Here is a 17,606-nt window from a genome sequence, read left to right as displayed (position 1 = left end):
CCCCCGCGTGACTGTTGCTAGCCCACCTTGCTCAGGACGCGAGTCAGATTTTCGGCGTTCTTTTCGGCAATGCCATCCATATTGCGCATCACCAGCGCATACAGAACACCAGCCAGCCCTGCCAGCACTCCAAACGTCCCCGCAGCCAGCCAGTAGCTCGCACCGAGATAGTGGCATGCCATCACCATCAGCGATCCAAGCGAAGCGGTAACGATAACCACGACGATGCTGATCAGGCTGTTCAGGCCGGAGACATTTTGGCTGCGCACCTTCGCCGGGTCCATGGCCTTCGGTGAAACGATCGAGCGGATATTCCCGATACTCATATTCAGCAGCAGGGTAAAGGCGCACCAGGCCAGCGTCGCCACGGTCAGGTCTGGCGGACACGGTTTTCCCAGGAATGCGGAGGCTGCATAGATCAGCACTACCTCGATGACGAAGATGCCCGCGATGAGCAGATTCTTGGCCAGCACCACATCGCGAAACCGGACCGGCGCAAGGAAGTAGAACTGCACGCCGCTGCCGTCGCTGCCGAATGCGTTATAGAGTAAACCGACAAAAATCAACTGCATATAGGCGCATCCGTACGCGAAGAGAAACGTGGCGAAGGCGTTGCGGCGCATACCCACGGCCTCGAAGCCGGAGTTGCGCATGGAAAAGAGCACCACCACAAAGACCGGCATGATCAGCACGTAGAGCTTGGGTCCGCTGCGCAGCAGGTAGCGGATCTCGCGCACCAGGTTTGCTGCCACGGCCGGGGAGAGCAGGGAACCAGGCCCGGAGGCTGTCACCGTTGTGGCCCCCGAGCTGCGGCTCCTGCGCGTTCTTGCTTTTGCAGAAACGGCCGCCGGTGCCTCGCTGAGGCTCTCCCCCATATATTCCGCGTGCAGGCGCAGATGCAGGATTGCCAGAAACCCTGCGGCGTAAGCCAGCAGTGCGACCATGGCTGCGACCGCGATCAAGGCCCCTCCGTGGTGCATATGCTCAATGGAGCTGGCGGTCAGGCCCGGCGGCAGAAACCAGTTGATGGCCACCAGCGCTTTCCCTGTCTTGAGCAGGAGCGGGTTCATCGGGCCGCTGCTGACTCTACTGAGCTTTTGTACAAATTGCGCTGCGAATTGAAAGGCAAGTGAGCCGAGGAGAATGGCTCCGGTAAGCAACTCGCGCGTCTTACGCCGGGCCAGCCAGCGCTCCGTCCACGAGTAGACCATGCGCGAAAACAGGATCAGACAGAGCCCGTAGGCGAGGAAAGCAAATCCCGCCCACGGTAGCATGGCTTGAGCGGCCAGCGTGACTCCAAGAGTCATAGCGATGAGGCAGGTGATACCGGCAAGCGTCGGCGGGTCCATCAGTCCAAACGACAGCCGCATCAGCAGGTAGTCGCGGTAGCGCAGCGGAAAGCGCGTCAGCGTGGAGAGGTCAAACGATGGCCCGGTTGCCGAGGTGCTGGCGCCTACGAATTGCCAAAGGAAGAATAGGATCCACAGCGGAATCGCAAGATAAGCATCCATGCCTTTGTGGACCAGGTAATACGAAGCGAAGGCCGCCCCAACCGCCGGACCAAAGACGACCACGGCCAGGAACGGATACGAGATGATCTTGGCGACCAGTTCGCCCACGGCGCCCTTGAAGCGCATGGAGTTGACGAAGATGCGCCAGCGCAGCCACGCAATCGTGCGAAACTGCTGCGCAGAGAGGCCGGCTGAGGTCGCCACTGTTGCGGGAGTCATCCCAGCCATGACAGCTCCTGTTCCGAAGCCACTCCGTCCGCGCCGCCTTCCTTGCCGATGATGCGAATGAAGATTTCTTCGAGCGTCAGCTTCGCAGCAGCTCCGTCGGAGTCCGCTTGCGTGTGCACACCAGCCCGCAATTGTTCGAGCGAACCATTGGCAATCAGTTCGCCGTGGTTGATGATGGCGACGTGTGTGCACAGCCGCTCGACAATCTCAAGCACATGCGAAGTGAGAAAGATGGTCGCGCCACGGGCAATCATGCCCTGCAGCATCTGCTTGAGGGTGCCGGCGGCGATGGCGTCCACGCCTTCGAAGGGCTCGTCAAGGAAGAGAATCTTTGGTCCGTGAATGACGGCTGCGGCCAACGCCAGCTTCTTCTGCATACCGTGCGAGTAGTCGGTAATGAGCTTCTTCGTTTCCTGGGCCAGATTCATGAACTCGAGAAGCTCTTCGCTGCGTTCAAGCGTAGTGGCCTTGTCGAGGCCGTACATCTGCCCGACAAAGCGCAAATACTCCGAAGCAGTCAGCCGCCCAAACAGGGCAAGCCCTTCCGGCACAACGCCGATCTGGCGCTTGACCTCCAGCGCGTGTGTCGCAAAGTCGAGACCGAGCACCTGGATGCTGCCTGAAGTCGGGGCAAGCAGACCAGTCAGCATCTTGATCGTCGTCGATTTCCCCGCGCCGTTCGGCCCCAGGAAACCGTAGAACTGGCCCGGAGCAACGTTGAGGTTGACGTTCTGCACGGCGACAAAATCGCCAAAGCGTCGGGTGAGTCCGGTCGTGGAGATCGCAGCATTCATAGCTGTGATGAGGATACTGCAAAGTCGTCAAGCTTCCACCAGCTTCCTCGCCTTGCGGGTAGCAAGGTGGAGTCATGTAGAGTGGGCACGGCATCGTATGTGCCCAATGAAGGAGTCTGGAATTTTGCGCAAACTGGGACTGAGTTTCATTCTCGCAATCTCTACCTGCCTGCTCTCGATCGCATCGCACGCGAAGAGCGGCTTTGTGCATGCTGAGGGCAAGTTTCTCGTTGACGCAAATGGCCAGAAGGTGATGCTGCGCGGCACCAACCTGGGCAATTGGCTGGTGCAGGAAGGATACATGTTCCGCTTCGAGCATGGTCCGCAGTCACCGCGCGAGATCGAGGCGCTGGCCAATGAGCTCATCGGACCCACAGAGGCGGCAAAGTTCTGGCACGAATATCGCAGCGCCTACATCACGCACAAGGACATCGACTTCATTGCCAGGGCCGGATTCAACACCATCCGCATTCCCTTTCATTTCAAATTCTTTGCACCCGGCAACACGGAAGGTTTCGATCTGGTGGACCATGTGGTTCAGTGGGCGAAGGAAGATCATCTGTACGTCATTCTCGACATGCACTGCGCACCCGGCGGCCAGACCGGCGCGAACATTGATGATAGCTGGGGATATCCCTGGCTCTACGAAGACGAAGCCAGCCAGCAGCAGACAGCGGACATTTGGAAGCGCATTGCCGCGCACTATCACAACGACACTACGGTGATTGGCTACGACCTGCTCAACGAACCCATCCCGAATTATCCCAGGCTGCAAATGTATAACTCAAAGCTGGAACCGGTGTATCGCAAGCTGGTGGCAGCGGTGCGGTCTGTCGATACAAATCATGTTGTTATCCTCGGCGGCGCGCAGTGGGATACCAACTTCGGCGTCTTCAGCGCTCCCTTCGACAAGAACGTGATGTACACGTTTCACAAATACTGGATGCCGCCGGTCATCGATGAGATCAAGCCATACCTTGAGTTTCGCGACAAGTACAACGTGCCTATATGGATGAGTGAATCCGGCGAGAACGACGACGAGTGGATCACCAAGTTCCGCACGCTGCTCGATGAGAATCAGATCAGCTGGACCTTCTGGCCCTACAAGAAGATGGAAGCGAAATCAGCACCAGTGACCTTCGCCAGGCCAGAGCACTGGGACGAGATTGTTGCCTATGCCGCGAAACACTATGGCATGGGCGATACAGAAACATCCGTGGCAGGGCGGCCTTCACTTGAAGACTCGCACGCGGCCTTCCAGGATCTCTTGCGGAAGATCCGCGTTGAAAACGCCTCCCCCAACCCCGGCTACCTGAAAGCCCTGGGCGCCCAAGTAAACTAAGAGCGAATCGCGGACTCAGAGGATATCCAAGCATGATCGTGAACCTGGCGGAGCGGGCCCATAACCACAACTGGCAGCTCGACCCCATCACCCGCTCGCTGCTCGATACGGACTTCTACAAGCTGCTCATGCTGCAATTCATCTGGAAGCACTTTCCCGATGTGCGCGTTACGTTCACGCTGGTCAATCGCAGCACGTCGGTTCATTTGTCCGAGCGCATCAACGTCGATGAGCTGCGCATGCAGTTGGATAACGTGCGCACCCTGCGCTTTCATAAGTCGGAGCTGATCTGGCTTGCCGGCAATACCTTCTACGGTAAGCGGGGTATCTTCGAGCCTGATTTTATCGAGTGGCTTGCGCGTGACTTCGAGCTGCCTGACTATCAGCTGTCCATCCAGAACGGAGAATTCAGCCTGACCTTCAGCGGGCTCTGGACGCAGACAACGCTATGGGAGGTCTACGCGCTCTCCATCCTGAGCGAGATGAAAACCCGCGCCAGCCTGCGCGAGAAAAGCGAGTTCTCGCTCGATATTTTGTATGCACGCGCCAAGGCGCATCTATGGAGCAAGATCGAGCGACTGCGCGGAGTTCCCGGCCTGAGAGTAGCGGACTTTGGCACACGCCGCAGGCACAGCTTTCTATGGCAGGAGTATGTCGTGAAGGCAATGCGCGATTCGCTCGGCGCGACGTTTTCTGGTTCCTCAAATACGTATCTGGCGTACAAGCACGATCTCGAAGCGATTGGCACCAACGCGCATGAATTGCCCATGGCCATCGCTGCGATGGCCACCAATGATGAAGAGTTGAAGGCTGCGCAATACAGGATGCTCGATCTATGGCAGAGCACGTATCAGAAAGAGCTGTTGATCATGCTTCCGGACACATTCGGCACAACGCAATTCCTCGCGGACGCACCGGATTGGGTCGCCGACTGGACAGGGCAGCGCATCGATAGCAAGAACCCATACGTGGCAGGCGAAGAGTACATCCAGTGGCTCAACCAGCGCGGCCGCAACCCGGAAAAGAAGCTCATCATCGCATCCGACGGTCTGGATGTAGAGGACATCCTCGGGCTGCATGCGCACTTTTCAGGCGAGATCAGGAACGGCTTCACACCAAAGGATTTTCAGAGCGCCGCAGACTTCCTCGACCCGCACAAGTGGACACCCAGGCGAAAGATCCGCTTCAGCTCAGGCTGGGGAACGCTGCTGACCAACGACTTCCGCGGCTGCGACCCCGATGGCAAGATCGGCTTGGACCCGATCAGCCTGGTGTGCAAGCTGACCGACGCAAATGGACATCCCGCAGTGAAGCTCTCCGACAACTACGCGAAGGCGACGGGCCCGGAAGAAGAAGTGGCGCGGTACCGCCGCGTGTTCGGCACAGCCGGAGTCACAAACGTTCCTCCCACTGTATAAGCTGCTTGCAGATGGCTCTGATGCCGAAAGGCTCTTCACAATCTGGATATCAGTGCAGTTTCCTGAATATCTTTCGAGCGCTCAGTGCTCCGTCCGGCCGTTCCTCATGCTTGAAATACGCGAAGACATCGCCCTCAGCGGATCGTGTCCGCAGTTGTTTTTCAATCGCTACCAGCTTGGCGGCATCGTATTTACTTTTTCGGAATCGGTAGCAGGTGAACGGAGCCGTTACAATCTCCGGCGTCTCGAGATCGTCGCTCTCAGCAACGCACAGCGCAACGGAATGACTCCGCAGCACGGCATACACTTCATCACAAAACCAGGAATCGTGCCTGAACTCGAAGGCCATCCTCAGCCCGCCCGATTTCGCGTCCGTAAGAAACGAGTCAAGGCGTATCGCGTCGGCTTTGAAGTCGGGCGGGAACTGGAACAGCACCAAACCCATCCGCCTGGCCGCCACGACAGGAGTAAGCGCGCTCGAAAATTCCGCAACGGCATCGGAACAGTTCTTCAGCCGAAGCATGTGCGTGATCCGTTGCGGAGCCTTGAATGAGAAACGGAAGTCGGTGTCAGTCAAACCCAACCAGCCAGAGAGCATGCGCTCCGTCGGTAACTGGCGGAACGTGTAGTTCACTTCAACCGAGTTCAACTTACTTGCGTAGTATTCCAGAAACTTCTTTTGCGGGACCGATTGGGGATAAAAATCCGGCTTCCAACTCGAGTACGCCCAGCCAGACGTTCCAAGGAAAATCCGCCCAGGCGAACGAACCGCCTTTCCCGCCAGTTGCGGAGCCTCTGACCTGTCTGCACGCGGGCGCGCTTTTCGAGTCACCCTGCAATTTTAAGCGAATATCTTGGTGCCGGGAGGGGGGGTCGAACCCCCACGAGGTTGCCCTCGGCGGATTTTGAGTCCGCTGCGTCTGCCAGTTCCGCCATCCCGGCCTTGGGGTGGGCTGAGCTGACAGTATCGCATAAACCTATTTCCAGAGTCATCTCCAACTCCCACTGAGACTTCCGACGGATCGCCGTCAATCGCCTGGTTTCCATGTGAAAGCCATGCGACAATGGAATGTGACCGTGATGACAACCTCTCCTTTTTCTGGTCAGGATTCCAGTCTGCCTGTGGGTGCGAGTGCGGAGCAAACCGCCGTCCCGCAGCCGGCGAACGTTACCCCGGAACTCCTCGACCTCCACAGCATCACCCCAGACGAATATGAGCGCATCCTTTCCGCGCTCGGCCGCACTCCGTCGCTGACAGAGCTTGGTATTTATTCGGTGATGTGGAGTGAGCACTGCTCCTATAAGTCCTCCAAAGTCCACCTCAAGCGCCTGCCCACCAAGAGCGACCGCGTCGTTCAGGGCCCCGGTGAGAATGCCGGCATCATCGACGTTGGCGACGGTTGGGCCTGCGCTTTCAAGATTGAAAGCCACAACCACCCCAGCTACATCGAGCCGCATCAGGGCGCCGCAACCGGCGTAGGCGGCATCCTGCGCGACATCTTCACCATGGGCGCGCGCCCGCTGGCGGTCATGGATTCGCTGCGCTTCGGCCCCATTGAAGCCGGCGGCGACGCCCCCGAGCTCGTCCGCAAGAACCACTCCATCGTCGAAGGCGTCGTCAGCGGCGTAGCCAGCTACGGCAACTGCTTCGGTGTGCCCAATCTCGGCGGCGAAACCAAGTTCGAAGTCTGTTACAGCGGTAACCCGCTGGTCAACGCCTTCGCCCTCGGCATGGTCAAGATCGACGAAATCTTCTACGGCAAGGCCACCGGCGTCGGCAACCCCGTGATTTACGTCGGAGCCAAGACCGGCCGCGACGGCATCCACGGCGCGACGATGGCCTCCGAAGAGTTCCACGAAGGCACCGAAGCCAAGCGGCCCAACGTGCAGGTCGGGGATCCGTTCATGGAAAAGCTGCTGCTTGAGGCCTGCCTCGAAGCCATGCAGACCGGCGCCATCGTCGGCATTCAGGATATGGGAGCAGCAGGATTGACCTGCTCCACCTGCGAAATGGGCGCGCGCGGCGGCGTCGGTCTCGACGTCGAGCTCGACAATGTTCCCCAGCGCGAAACCGGCATGAACTCCTACGAAATCATGCTCTCCGAAAGCCAGGAGCGCATGCTGCTCGTCGCGGAAGCCGGCCGCGAACAGGAAGTCCTCGACGTCTTCGTCAAGTGGGGCCTCGACGGCGTCATCGTCGGCACCGTGAAGCCGGAACCGCGTCTGCGCATCCGCCACCACGGCGTGCTGGTCGCCGACATTCCCAACGAATCGCTGACCGACGACGCGCCGCTCTACCACCGCCCCGTTGGTACCTGGAAAGCTCCCGTCCCGGCCGAGCCGTCAGCAGAAATCCTCGCCGAACTGAACAAGCCCCGCGACTACACCGCCGATCTCAAGAAGCTCCTCGCCAGCTCCAATATCGCGTCCAAGCGCTGGGTGCACGAGCAGTACGACACCATGGTCCAGACCAACACGGTCCAGGGCCCCGGCGGCGAAGCCGGCGTGATGCGCATCAAGGGCACCGGCACCCCCGGCCACGAACGCGGCCTCGCCATGGCCCTCGACGGCAATGGCCGCTGGTGTTATCTCGACCCGAAGCTTGGCGCAATGCATGCCGTCGCCGAAGCCTGCCGCAAGGTCGCCTGTACCGGCGCGGTCCCGGTTGCAGCAACGAATTGCCTCAATTTCGGTAACCCGCAAAAGCCGGAGATTATGGCACAGCTTTCCACCGCCATCGACGGCATCGCGGAAGCGTGTATCGCACTCGGCACTCCCATCACCGGCGGCAATGTCTCCCTCTATAACGAAACCAAAGGCGTCGGCATCTATCCCACGCCAGTCATCGGTATCGTCGGCATCCTGGACGACGTTTCGAAGGCCGTCCCCGCTGATTTCCAGCGCGAAGGCGACCTCGTTCTCCTCATCGGCGAAGGCATGGGCGCCAGCGTCGCCTCCATCGCCATGACCGAGTTCGGTTCCACCGAGTACGCCCGCGTCATCACCGGCGGACTATGGGGCGAGCCGACTTACCTCGATCTTGAAACCGAGTGGCAGCTGCACAAATGCCTGGTCCAACTCGCGGACCAGCAGTTGATTTCGTCGGCCTGTGACATTGCCGACGGCGGCATCGCAACAGCAATGGCCCAGGCCTCCTTCCGTCACGGGATCGGCGCCACCGTCGGCGTCGTTCCCATCGCGGACGCTCCTGCATCCCTGGCCCTCTTTGGCGAAACAGCGACCCAGGTGATCCTAACCTGCTCGCCCGCGAACAAGGAAAAGATCGAAGAACTAGTCCTCGGCTACCCAGACCTCTCCTGTTGGCTAATCGGAGAAACCATAGCAGGCAGGCTACACATCACCGCATCGGACGAAACCGCTTCCGGCCCGGCGACGACATGGATCGATACGTCAATCGCCGACATCAGACAACCATGGGCCGCATCCCTCGAAGCTGCCCTTCACGATGAGGTGACAGCTTGAGCCGGTTGCTTTACCAGGGAGTCGACGGAATCGCCGACCTCTCCGAATCCATCAAAACAGAATCCCTGACCCCTGACCCCTATTCCCTGGTCCCTGCCGACGAAGACCCAAAACTCCGCGAAGAGTGCGGCGTCATGGCCGTTTATGGCCACCCTGACGCGGCCCGCCAGGTCTATCTCGGTCTCTATGCCCTGCAGCACCGCGGGCAGGAGTCAGCCGGCATCGCCACCGCCAACGGCCAGAACCTCAGCAACATCAAGGGCATGGGCCTGGTGTCGGAAATCTTCACCGAAGACGTTCTCGCCAAGCTGCCCGGCGAAATGTCCATCGGCCACACCCGCTACTCGACCACCGGCGATTCAGCGCTGCTCAACGCCCAGCCCATCCGCGTCGACTCGACCAAGGGCCTCATCGCCATCGCCCACAACGGCAACCTGGTCAACCTCGGCAACATCCGAGCCAAGCTCGAACGCGCCGGAGCCTATTTCCAGACCACGTCCGACTCCGAAATCATCGTCCAGCTCATCGCCCATTCGAAGGCCAACTCACTCGTCGACGCCATGGCCGACTCGCTCAGCCAGGTCGAAGGTGCGTTCTCCATCGTCATGATGACCCGCGATCGCATCTTCGCCGCCCGTGACCCGCGCGGCTTCCGCCCGCTTTCGATGGGCCGCATCAAGAATCCCGACGGGCCGGACACCATCGTTTTCGCCTCCGAAACCTGCGCCTTTGACCTGCTCCGCGCAGAGTACGAACGCGACGTGCAGCCCGGCGAACTCATCATGGTCTCCGCCGACGGCGTCACCTCGCGCCAGTTCGCCAGCGGAGTGCCGCAGTCCAGCTGCGTCTTCGAGCACGTCTACTTCGCCCGCCCCGACAGCCGCATCTACGGTCGCTGGGTGCAGGAGAGCCGGGACCAGATGGGCCGCCAGCTCGCCCGCGAATCGCACGTTCCCGCCGACATCATCGTCCCCGTGCCCGATTCCGGCGTCACCGCCGCGCTCGGTTATGCCGAAGAAGCGAAAGTGCCATTCCGTTTCGGCCTCATTCGCAACCACTACGTTGGCCGAACCTTCATCGAGCCGGAGCAGCGGGTGCGCGATTTCGGCGTCAAGCTCAAGCTCAACCCCGTCCGCAATCTCTTGGAAGGCAAACGAGTTATCCTCATCGATGACTCGATCATCCGTGGGACCACAAGCCGCAAAATCGTTCGCATGGTGCGCGGTGCCGGAGCCAAGGAAGTCCACCTCCGCATCAGCTGTCCGCCCACCATGTCGCCCTGCTTCTACGGAGTGGACACGCCTTCGAAACGCGACCTCATCGCCGCCAACAAGTCCATCGAAGAAATCCGCCAGTTCATCGAGGCCGATACGCTGGCTTACCTCTCTCTGGACGGCCTGCTCAAGTGCTGTGACGACGCGCAGAATCCCCAGCCCATCGGCCAGACCGGCATTCACGGCAACAATTACTGCACCGCCTGCTACACAGGAAACTACCCGACGCAGTGGGTCGATGTGGACGAGATTTTGCCAGCGCAATCGGACCGTTACGAGATCCAGCTCAAGCTCACGGAAGTGACCTAGCCAGATCACGAGCGCGTCTGCCTTTGCGCAATCTACCTGCAACGATGTGCAATCGGCGTCGCACGTTGCGCAATCCCCGTCAGAAGCCGTGCAATCCGCGTGGGAAGCTGCGCAATGCGGACACCGATTTCGAGGCGATCCGGTCAGGCTGTCGCTCTCACTTCCGCGAATTTTAATCCAAACAACAAAAACCCACGCCGGACTGCTGGGCGTTCCAGTCGCTAAGCTGAGGGCGTGCCGGAGCCAGTCGAAGGACTAGGGGCGCTGGCAGTTCCGGTGGCAGGTGCACTGGCCGCCGGAGCAGCGGCAGCAGGCTTGGCATCGCCAGATCCCGATGCGGCTCCTGAATCTGAGCCGGAATCCGACTTGGATTCGCCCGCGGCGGCGGGAGGCTTAGCTCCTCCTTTGCCGGCGTAGTCGTTCACGTACCAGCCCGCGCCTTCAAAGCGCAGCGCAGGCGCTGTGACCGGACGAATCAGGACTCCCTGGCATTTTGGGCAGACGGTTTCCGGCTCGGATTTGAAGCTCTGGATCTTTTCAAAACTGTAGCCGCACGACGTGCAGCGATATTCATAAAGTGGCAAGGCGTTCCTCCGGGAAGATTCTCCCTCTCTCGATTCTAGCGGTTTCCGCAATCCTCGGCCAAAGCGGGATTCACTGCTCCGTGCGCACTTCCAGCCCGGACGAAAAATCCGCAAAATAATGCTTGCGTGCTCACCCTATGCATGTGTTACCGTTTGTAGCATTATGATGAGTAACGTTACAGGTGGTCGCGATCATTCCGGGCAAGCAGACGAGGCAGCCGGGCAGGAGCTCATTGCTCCTGAAAACGGACTGGAGCTGTTGGAACACGATCCGTCCGAGCTGGGTGAACTGGAGCGTAGCATTCTCCAGCTCATGTGGCAGCACGGCAAGATGACGGCGGAGAGCGTGCGCGAGGTGCTGGACAAACAGGACCGTCCGCTCAAGGACTCAACCGTGCGCACCGTACTGCGGCGCCTTGAAGAGAAGGGTTACGTAACGCACACCACCGATAACCGGACCTTCATTTATTCGCCGGTCGAGGCCGCGCCGATGGTGGCAGGCCGCGCGGTGAAGCGGATTCTGCAATGGTTCTGCGACGGATCTGTCGAACAACTCTTGGTAGGCATGGTCGATTCGTCCGTGCTGGACAGCAAGGAGCTACAGCGGCTGGCGGAGCGCATCGCGAAGGCACAATCAGACAAGAAGGCAGGAGGCGAGTAATGCTTGCATTGGTTCTGGAGGCCGCGCTGCGGTCCATGCTGATGGCGGGAGTGGTCTGGGGCTGCATTCGCCTGCTGCGGATGCGCGCTCTGCCGGCGCAGAAAGTGGCCTGGGTGCTAGTCCTGCTGGCTGCCGCAACAATGCCGTTCGTCATGCGCGCACCCTTTGCGGCCTCGCTCCTCGCAAACCGCGGAGTACAGATTCCGCTGCACAATCTTCCGAAGTGGCTGGGCGGTGCCGCGGCTCCAGCAAAAGCGCCTGCGGTAGCTCCGGCAGCAAGAATACAGCTGACGAAGATCCCCAAGCCATCAGCCGCGCATGTGCAGCGGCAGGATGAAGATCAGTCGTTTCTCGAAGACGCCGACGCGCTGATCCTCACGAAGTCTGCCGGATCGACCGACTCGGACGGATCCCCAGCAGTGGCCGTCCAGCGGGAAGCGGTCGCGCAGATTTCGCAGCTCACTCAGCCGGCAACCACTCTCTCCGTGGCAGGCAGCTTTGTCGCGCACAAGGCTGAGCCCTTCTGGAGCTGGAAACGCGCGCGCCGCATTGCCTTCGCCGCCTACTTCACCGTGGTCGGCCTGCTGTTGCTCCGCATGGCCGCCGGACTGGGATTGGCTTACCGGCTATGGCGGCGGGCAATCCCGGTGGCAGAGTTGGGATCTCCCACGGGCTCGGCCAGGCGGGCGCTACGGGTTCGCGTAAGCCCCGACCTCTCGACGCCCGTCACGATCGCCTCGACCGTCCTCATTCCGGCCGACTACGCGGATTGGGACGAGGCCAAGCTGCGCGTAGTGCTCGCGCATGAACAGTCGCACGTGAAGCAGGGCGACTTTTACCTGCAACTGGTGGCGGCAGTCCACGCGGCCATCTTCTGGTTCAGCCCGCTCGGCTGGTGGCTGCAGCGCAAGCTCTCTGAACTCGGCGAGGCCCTGAGCGATCGCGCCGGCCTGGAGCAATCCGAAAGCCCAGCTTTTTACGCACAGATTCTTCTTGAATTCGCGGCCAAACCGCGAAAAACATCATTCTTCACCCCCGCAGCAGGAGTAGCGATGGCTCGTAATTCCAATCTTTCAGGTCGCATTGAGCGCATTCTCAATGCCCGTGGTTTCGGTATCTCTTCTCTCGGCGGACGTCGTCATGCAGTTCTCGCTGCGGCTGTGGTGCCGGTTGCCTTACTGGCAGCGATCGCACTGGTACGGGTCGCCCCGGCAGTCGAAGCGGCGCAGTCCGCGCGCGCAACGACTCAGGCGACCGGGAAGGGAAACAGCCCGACAACCGGCGTAGCAACCGGGGACCAGGTGCTTTCCGTAGACATCGCCCAGGCTGCGCCCCCACCGCCTCCACCCGTGCCCGATGTTGCACCACCGTCCCCGCCTGATGTAGAACCGCCAACAGTTGAGCCAGCTCCTGCCGTCGAAGCGCCCGAGGCGCCAGAACCGCCGCCTGCTCCAGGCCGCCAGCACAACTTCTCCTACTCCGACGACAACGACGATGACGCCATCGCCATCATCCAGGGCTCCGGCAACACCATCACCATGAACGGCCACGGCGGCATGGGCCTGAAGAAGGCCAAGGAGAAGTATCACGATCACTTCATCTGGTTCGAGCGCGATGGCAAAGCGTACGTGATCACCGATCCGCAGATCGTCGCCCAGGCCAAGGAGATGTTCAAGAGCGACCCGCGATTGGACGAGCGGCGGAAGGCGCTGGAGGCCAGGCAGCATGTGCTTGAGGCAGAGATGAGCAAAGTGGCCTCCGAGCACGCCACGGTGAAGCTCGATTCACCCGAGTTCAAAGCCCAGATGGATAAGCTGACTGCTGAGCTGGCGAAGCTGAATACCGTGAAGATCACGGAAGACCTGAAAGTGAATTTGACCCAGGAAAAGCTGCAGGCAATTCAGGAGCGGGTCGGTGAAATTCAGGAGCGCCTCGGCGAAATCCAGGGCCAGATCGGCGAGAAGCAGGGCGAAATCGGCGAACGTCAGGGCGAAATTGGTGAACGCATGGGCACGATCGGCGAGGAAATGGGCAAGATCGGCGAAGAGCAAGGCCGCAAGGCCGAGGAAGCCGCGAAGAAGCTGAAGTCGGTCATTGACCAGGCCGTAAAAGACGGCAGGGCCAAACCGGTCGAGTAATTCCGCCAGAAAAATCCAACAACAGCAAAACTCCTGCCTCAGGGTTGTGTCTAACCGGGCAGGAGTTCTTGCGTATGCGTGTCCGTGTGCCATCCATTCTGCTTACTGTTCTCGCATCTGCGGCGCTGATCTCGACTGCTTCCGCCCAGATTCCGCCGGGCGTCAATGAGACCTTTGCGACGCTCGCAGATCAGACCCCGACCCACTTCGGCCTCGTCTTCGACCGGTCCATGCTGCAAGGGGTGCGCGGCGTGCTGGAGTCGCAGGGCCTGTCGCCGGAGCGCGCTGCTGCCGCCATCACCAGCATCGGATACGACAACTATCGCTACAAATTTCCCGCAGTCTACGCGCCGGATGCGATGGCCCATCTGTCGGCAGCCTACCGCGCCGCCGGGTGGAAGCACCTGGTCGACGCGCACGGCAAGAAGCAGCAGTTCGCCGAGCAGGACGGCACCACCACCGACCTCTGGCTGCACATGAATGGCATGGACGTAGACGGCATCACAGTGATGACCCGCGGAGTAAAGAACCTGAACGTAATCCAGGTAGCCTGCGATCTAAAGCCAGTTGAGCTGCTGCATCTAAGCGGCCACTTCGGCATCCCCAAGGTCGATCCGCACGCAGTCATGGTCCCCGACCCGAACGATAAGTAATTGAATGTTCGCAAGAGAATTACGTTCAATTCGTTTTTGCAGTGAGTAGAAGTATGCTGGACAAATGATCTCTCTAGGGATAGCGAAGACGAATTTTGCCCAGAAGCTAGAACCTTCGCCCGCTATCTTGCAATTGCTTTCTGAAGCAGTAACCTGGTGCTCCCGCCGGTCATTGTCAGGCAACCAGCTTCGCAGCGTTGAACTCAATCCTTCGGCTATCCTTAGCGTTCCGTCATTCGATGAGATCGGCATAGAAGCTTGGGTTGAGGCCAAACGTGACAGCTACCGTCAGGCGGTCTCCACGATCAATCAAAGGCGTTCAGCTTTGCTTCGCGATGCAAACATATTGCTCATCGATCAAGCGCAAGTGCAGTTGAACGGCAAGCTTCTCATTTACGAGCCAATGGAAACTGTAGAGGACGGAGCTGCTGAAGTAGCTTCAGAGGGTTTCTTCGATATTAAGGATGCTCCACCGTGGGATACTTGGTTTTTGTATTCAAAAGATCGAATTTTCAGCTGGGTGCCTGAGTCGCTTGTCCAAGCCGTTCAGGATGGCATCAACGCAAATCCAGTCGATTGCATTCACTGGGCCGAATGGGCAGAGTTGTCCTACGAACTATGAAGCCATACCCTTGCAAAGAGCTATCATCGTCGTGATTTACAACAAAACAAAAAGCCCCGGATTGCTCCGGGGCTTTTTGCTGCGTTGATCTGCGGAGTTAGTAGCGATAGGTCTCGCCCTTGTAGGGGCCTTCCACCGGCACGCCGAGATAGTCAGCCTGCTTCTTGCTCAGCGTCGTGAGCTTGACGCCGATCTTCTCCAGATGCAGCCGCGCAACTTCCTCGTCCAGCTTCTTAGGCAGCACGTAGACGCCGATCTTATAGGTGTCCTTGTTCGCCCAGAGGTCAAGCTGTGCCAGCGTCTGGTTGGCAAAGCTGTTGCTCATCACGAAGCTAGGATGCCCAGTAGCGCAACCAAGGTTGACCAACCGGCCTTCCGCCAGCACGAAGATGCTGTGCGCCTTCTTGTCACCCTCAGCAGCAAAGTTGTAGCGGTCCACCTGCGGCTTGACGTTGATGCGCTCCACGCCGGAAGCCTGGTTCAGCCGGTCGATCTGGATCTCGTTGTCGAAGTGGCCAATGTTGCAGACAATCGCCTGGTCCTTCATCAACTGCATGTGCTCGAACGTGATGATGTCCAGATTGCCGGTGCAGGTCACGTAGATGTCGCCGCGGCCAAGCGTGTCTTCAAGCGTGGTGACTTCGTACCCTTCCATTGCAGCCTGCAGGGCGTTGATCGGATCCACTTCAGTCACGATCACGCGAGCGCCAAGACCGCGCAGTGAAGCCGCCGAACCCTTGCCCACATCGCCATAGCCGCACACGACCGCGACTTTGCCCGCAACCATCACATCGGTCGCGCGCTTGATGCCGTCCACCAGCGACTCGCGGCAGCCGTAAAGGTTGTCGAACTTCGACTTGGTCACCGAGTCGTTGACGTTGATCGCAGGCACCAGCAGCTTGCCCTGCTCCATCATCTTGTACAGGCGGTGAACGCCGGTCGTGGTCTCTTCCGATACGCCGCGCCATCCGGCCACAACATTGTGCCAGTGCTGCGGATCTTCCGCGTAAACCTTCTTGAGCAGATCCTTGATGACCGACTCTTCATGGCTCTCAGAGGGCGAGTTAACCCAATCATCGCCGTTCTCAAGCTCATATCCTTTGTGGATCAGCAGGGTCACGTCGCCGCCGTCATCGACGACAAGCTGGGGACCTTGACCGTCGCGGTGATTCAGCGCCTGGTACGTGCACCACCAGTACTCTTCAAGGCTCTCACCCTTCCATGCGAAGACCGGAACGCCGGCGGCAGCGATGGCCGCAGCGGCATGATCCTGCGTCGAGAAGATGTTGCAGCTCGCCCAGCGCACGTCGGCGCCGAGCGCAACCAGCGTCTCGATCAGCACAGCCGTCTGGATCGTCATGTGCAGCGAGCCGGTAATGCGAACGCCGGCCAGCGGCTTGCCCGCGGCGTATTTGTTGCGAATCGAAAGCAGTCCGGGCATCTCGTGCTCGGCAATGTCGAGTTCCTTGCGGCCCCACTCGGCGAGGGACAGATCGGCGACTTTGAAGTCGCCAGTTTTCGATTCGGGGGCAATGATGTCGAGCGTTGCGGTAGCCATGCGGAATTCTCCTTGTATCGTCACATCGTGATATCTTGATGTAAACAGATTTCCCCTATGCCGTCAATTGTCAAAATCCTTCGAGTTGTGTCCGACCCAAACCGGCTCCGCATCCTGCTGCTCTTGCAGGGTGAAGAGCTGTCAGTGGCCGAGCTGCAGGAGATCCTGGCCATGGGCCAGAGCACCATCTCCACGCACCTCTCGCAACTGAAGCAGGCCGGACTGGTCGAGGACAGGCGCGTCGGCAAAAACAGCCTCTACCGGCTGACGATAGAGGATGGCGAGGGAATCGTCGAGCGCCTGCTCGATCAGGCCAGGCCAGAAATTCCCGAAGCGGGAACCGACCAGGCCACCATGCGCCGCGTCGTCAAGAAGCGCCAGGACCGCATGCGCAGCTTCTTTGACAGCGTAGCCGGCCGCCTAGGCAAGGATTATGTCCCGGGCAAAAGCTGGAAAGGCATTGCCGAAGCGCTGCTCCGGCTCATGCCCCCCATGGTCATCGCCGATCTAGGCGCTGGCGAAGGAGCCTTCGCATTACTGCTCGCTCAGCGTGCAACCAAGGTCATCGCCGTCGATACGTCCGCGCGCATGATCGAGGTCGGCCGCGAACTCGTTCAGCGCCACGGCGTCACCAACGTTGAATACCGTCAGGGCGATATGGAAGAAGTGCCCATCGACGATGGTGTCGTCGATCTCGTCTTCTTCTCCCAGTCGCTGCACCATGCGCTGCACCCGGAGGGCGCATTGCGCGAAGCCTGCCGCATCCTCAAGCCCGGCGGCCGCGTCGTGATTCTAGACCTGCTGCAGCATCGCTACGAAGAAGCCCGCGAAGTCTACGCCGACGAGTGGCTCGGCTTTACCGAAACCGATATGGAGTCGATGCTGACCCGTGCCGGCTTCGCGCACGCCGAAACTTCCGTCGTCCATAAAGAACCAGAGATGCCGCAGTTCCAAACACTGCTCGCCGTCGCACAAAAATAATACGTCCTATGATTTTCACCATTTGGTGCTAAAGTTGGTGAAGGAGATTC

Annotated in this window: 14 protein-coding genes and 1 tRNA gene; 9 read left to right on the top strand and 6 right to left on the bottom strand. The window is 59.7% G+C overall.

The window, feature by feature from the left end; genetic code table 11:
* Window positions 1-17 precede the first annotated feature (17 nt).
* Together AC5S27_RS21010 and AC5S27_RS21005 are read right to left on the bottom strand one after the other, a co-directional pair.
* Window positions 18-1,739, bottom strand: a complete 1,722-nt coding sequence (locus AC5S27_RS21010; protein WP_493936513.1) for a hypothetical protein — start codon at window positions 1,737-1,739, stop codon at window positions 18-20.
* Window positions 1,727-2,533 carry an ABC transporter ATP-binding protein gene (locus AC5S27_RS21005; RefSeq protein ID WP_493936512.1) on the bottom strand — a complete coding sequence of 269 codons (807 nt, stop codon included), beginning with the start codon at window positions 2,531-2,533 and terminating at the stop codon, window positions 1,727-1,729. The genes AC5S27_RS21010 and AC5S27_RS21005 overlap by 13 nt, the downstream gene beginning before the upstream one ends.
* 124 nt (window positions 2,534-2,657) lie before the next feature.
* Here AC5S27_RS21005 and AC5S27_RS21000 point away from each other — a divergent pair, with 124 nt between their 5' ends.
* A complete protein-coding gene (locus tag AC5S27_RS21000) occupies window positions 2,658-3,875 on the top strand; it encodes a glycoside hydrolase family 5 protein (RefSeq protein WP_493936511.1) in 1,218 nt (405 codons plus the stop codon).
* 32 nt (window positions 3,876-3,907) lie between these two features.
* Window positions 3,908-5,293: a nicotinate phosphoribosyltransferase gene (locus tag AC5S27_RS20995; RefSeq protein WP_493936510.1), complete on the top strand. Its 1,386-nt coding sequence runs from the start codon at window positions 3,908-3,910 to the stop codon at window positions 5,291-5,293.
* Window positions 5,294-5,342: 49 nt separating this feature from the next.
* Here AC5S27_RS20995 and AC5S27_RS20990 read toward each other — a convergent pair whose 3' ends face one another.
* Together AC5S27_RS20990 and AC5S27_RS20985 are read right to left on the bottom strand one after the other, a co-directional pair.
* Window positions 5,343-6,125 (bottom strand): DUF72 domain-containing protein, encoded by a 783-nt coding sequence (locus AC5S27_RS20990; RefSeq protein ID WP_493936509.1) that lies wholly within the window; start codon window positions 6,123-6,125, stop codon window positions 5,343-5,345.
* Between the two features lie 23 nt (window positions 6,126-6,148).
* A tRNA-Leu gene (locus AC5S27_RS20985) sits at window positions 6,149-6,235 on the bottom strand.
* A gap of 138 nt (window positions 6,236-6,373) precedes the next feature.
* Between AC5S27_RS20985 and purL the strand changes: the two genes are divergently transcribed.
* Both purL and purF read left to right on the top strand, forming a co-directional pair.
* Complete coding sequence (gene purL, locus AC5S27_RS20980; RefSeq protein ID WP_493936508.1) at window positions 6,374-8,776, top strand: phosphoribosylformylglycinamidine synthase subunit PurL; 2,403 nt, start codon at window positions 6,374-6,376, stop codon at window positions 8,774-8,776.
* Between the two features lie 134 nt (window positions 8,777-8,910).
* Window positions 8,911-10,359 carry an amidophosphoribosyltransferase gene (gene purF / locus AC5S27_RS20975; RefSeq protein ID WP_493937347.1) on the top strand — a complete coding sequence of 483 codons (1,449 nt, stop codon included), beginning with the start codon at window positions 8,911-8,913 and terminating at the stop codon, window positions 10,357-10,359.
* A gap of 221 nt (window positions 10,360-10,580) precedes the next feature.
* On the opposite strand, the gene AC5S27_RS20970 is transcribed toward purF, so the two are convergent.
* The gene (locus tag AC5S27_RS20970) at window positions 10,581-10,943 is read right to left on the bottom strand and encodes an FmdB family zinc ribbon protein (protein ID WP_493936507.1); all 363 of its coding nucleotides are present in this window, start codon (window positions 10,941-10,943) and stop codon (window positions 10,581-10,583) included.
* 166 nt (window positions 10,944-11,109) lie between these two features.
* Here AC5S27_RS20970 and AC5S27_RS20965 point away from each other — a divergent pair, with 166 nt between their 5' ends.
* From AC5S27_RS20965 to AC5S27_RS20950, 4 genes are all read left to right on the top strand, one after another.
* Window positions 11,110-11,604, top strand: a complete 495-nt coding sequence (locus AC5S27_RS20965; RefSeq protein ID WP_493936506.1) for a BlaI/MecI/CopY family transcriptional regulator — start codon at window positions 11,110-11,112, stop codon at window positions 11,602-11,604.
* A complete protein-coding gene (locus AC5S27_RS20960; RefSeq protein WP_493936505.1) occupies window positions 11,604-13,742 on the top strand; it encodes a M56 family metallopeptidase in 2,139 nt (712 codons plus the stop codon). The genes AC5S27_RS20965 and AC5S27_RS20960 overlap by 1 nt, the downstream gene beginning before the upstream one ends.
* 74 nt (window positions 13,743-13,816) lie before the next feature.
* On the top strand, window positions 13,817-14,395 hold the full coding sequence (locus tag AC5S27_RS20955) for a hypothetical protein (protein ID WP_493936504.1): 579 nt from the start codon (window positions 13,817-13,819) through the stop codon (window positions 14,393-14,395).
* A gap of 64 nt (window positions 14,396-14,459) precedes the next feature.
* Window positions 14,460-15,017: a hypothetical protein gene (locus tag AC5S27_RS20950; RefSeq protein WP_493936503.1), complete on the top strand. Its 558-nt coding sequence runs from the start codon at window positions 14,460-14,462 to the stop codon at window positions 15,015-15,017.
* Between the two features lie 97 nt (window positions 15,018-15,114).
* Here the strand turns inward: AC5S27_RS20950 and ahcY are convergent, their stop codons facing one another.
* Entirely contained in the window at window positions 15,115-16,575 is a 1,461-nt protein-coding gene (ahcY, locus tag AC5S27_RS20945) for an adenosylhomocysteinase (protein ID WP_493936502.1), read from the bottom strand.
* A gap of 57 nt (window positions 16,576-16,632) precedes the next feature.
* On the opposite strand from ahcY, the gene AC5S27_RS20940 reads away from it, so the two are divergent.
* Window positions 16,633-17,556 (top strand): ArsR/SmtB family transcription factor, encoded by a 924-nt coding sequence (locus tag AC5S27_RS20940; protein WP_493936501.1) that lies wholly within the window; start codon window positions 16,633-16,635, stop codon window positions 17,554-17,556.
* Window positions 17,557-17,606: the final 50 nt, after the last annotated feature.

The organism is Acidicapsa borealis (assembly GCF_059115245.1).
Note: the sequence above shows the minus strand (reverse complement) of the source record. Positions and strands in the feature narration are given on the sequence as shown.

What these genes read in the sequence shown, in the direction of transcription:
- AC5S27_RS21010 (WP_493936513.1), bottom strand. Translation starts at nt 1,739, where the DNA reads ATGGCTGGGATGACTCCCGCAACAGTGGCGACCTCAGCCGGCCTCTCT.
- AC5S27_RS21005 (WP_493936512.1), bottom strand. Translation starts at nt 2,533, where the DNA reads ATGAATGCTGCGATCTCCACGACCGGACTCACCCGACGCTTTGGCGAT.
- AC5S27_RS20995 (WP_493936510.1), top strand. Translation starts at nt 3,908, where the DNA reads ATGATCGTGAACCTGGCGGAGCGGGCCCATAACCACAACTGGCAGCTC.
- purL (WP_493936508.1), top strand. Translation starts at nt 6,374, where the DNA reads ATGACAACCTCTCCTTTTTCTGGTCAGGATTCCAGTCTGCCTGTGGGT.
- purF (WP_493937347.1), top strand. Translation starts at nt 8,911, where the DNA reads ATGGCCGTTTATGGCCACCCTGACGCGGCCCGCCAGGTCTATCTCGGT.
- AC5S27_RS20965 (WP_493936506.1), top strand. Translation starts at nt 11,110, where the DNA reads ATGAGTAACGTTACAGGTGGTCGCGATCATTCCGGGCAAGCAGACGAG.
- AC5S27_RS20960 (WP_493936505.1), top strand. Translation starts at nt 11,604, where the DNA reads ATGCTTGCATTGGTTCTGGAGGCCGCGCTGCGGTCCATGCTGATGGCG.
- AC5S27_RS20955 (WP_493936504.1), top strand. Translation starts at nt 13,817, where the DNA reads ATGCGTGTCCGTGTGCCATCCATTCTGCTTACTGTTCTCGCATCTGCG.
- AC5S27_RS20950 (WP_493936503.1), top strand. Translation starts at nt 14,460, where the DNA reads ATGATCTCTCTAGGGATAGCGAAGACGAATTTTGCCCAGAAGCTAGAA.
- ahcY (WP_493936502.1), bottom strand. Translation starts at nt 16,575, where the DNA reads ATGGCTACCGCAACGCTCGACATCATTGCCCCCGAATCGAAAACTGGC.
- AC5S27_RS20940 (WP_493936501.1), top strand. Translation starts at nt 16,633, where the DNA reads ATGCCGTCAATTGTCAAAATCCTTCGAGTTGTGTCCGACCCAAACCGG.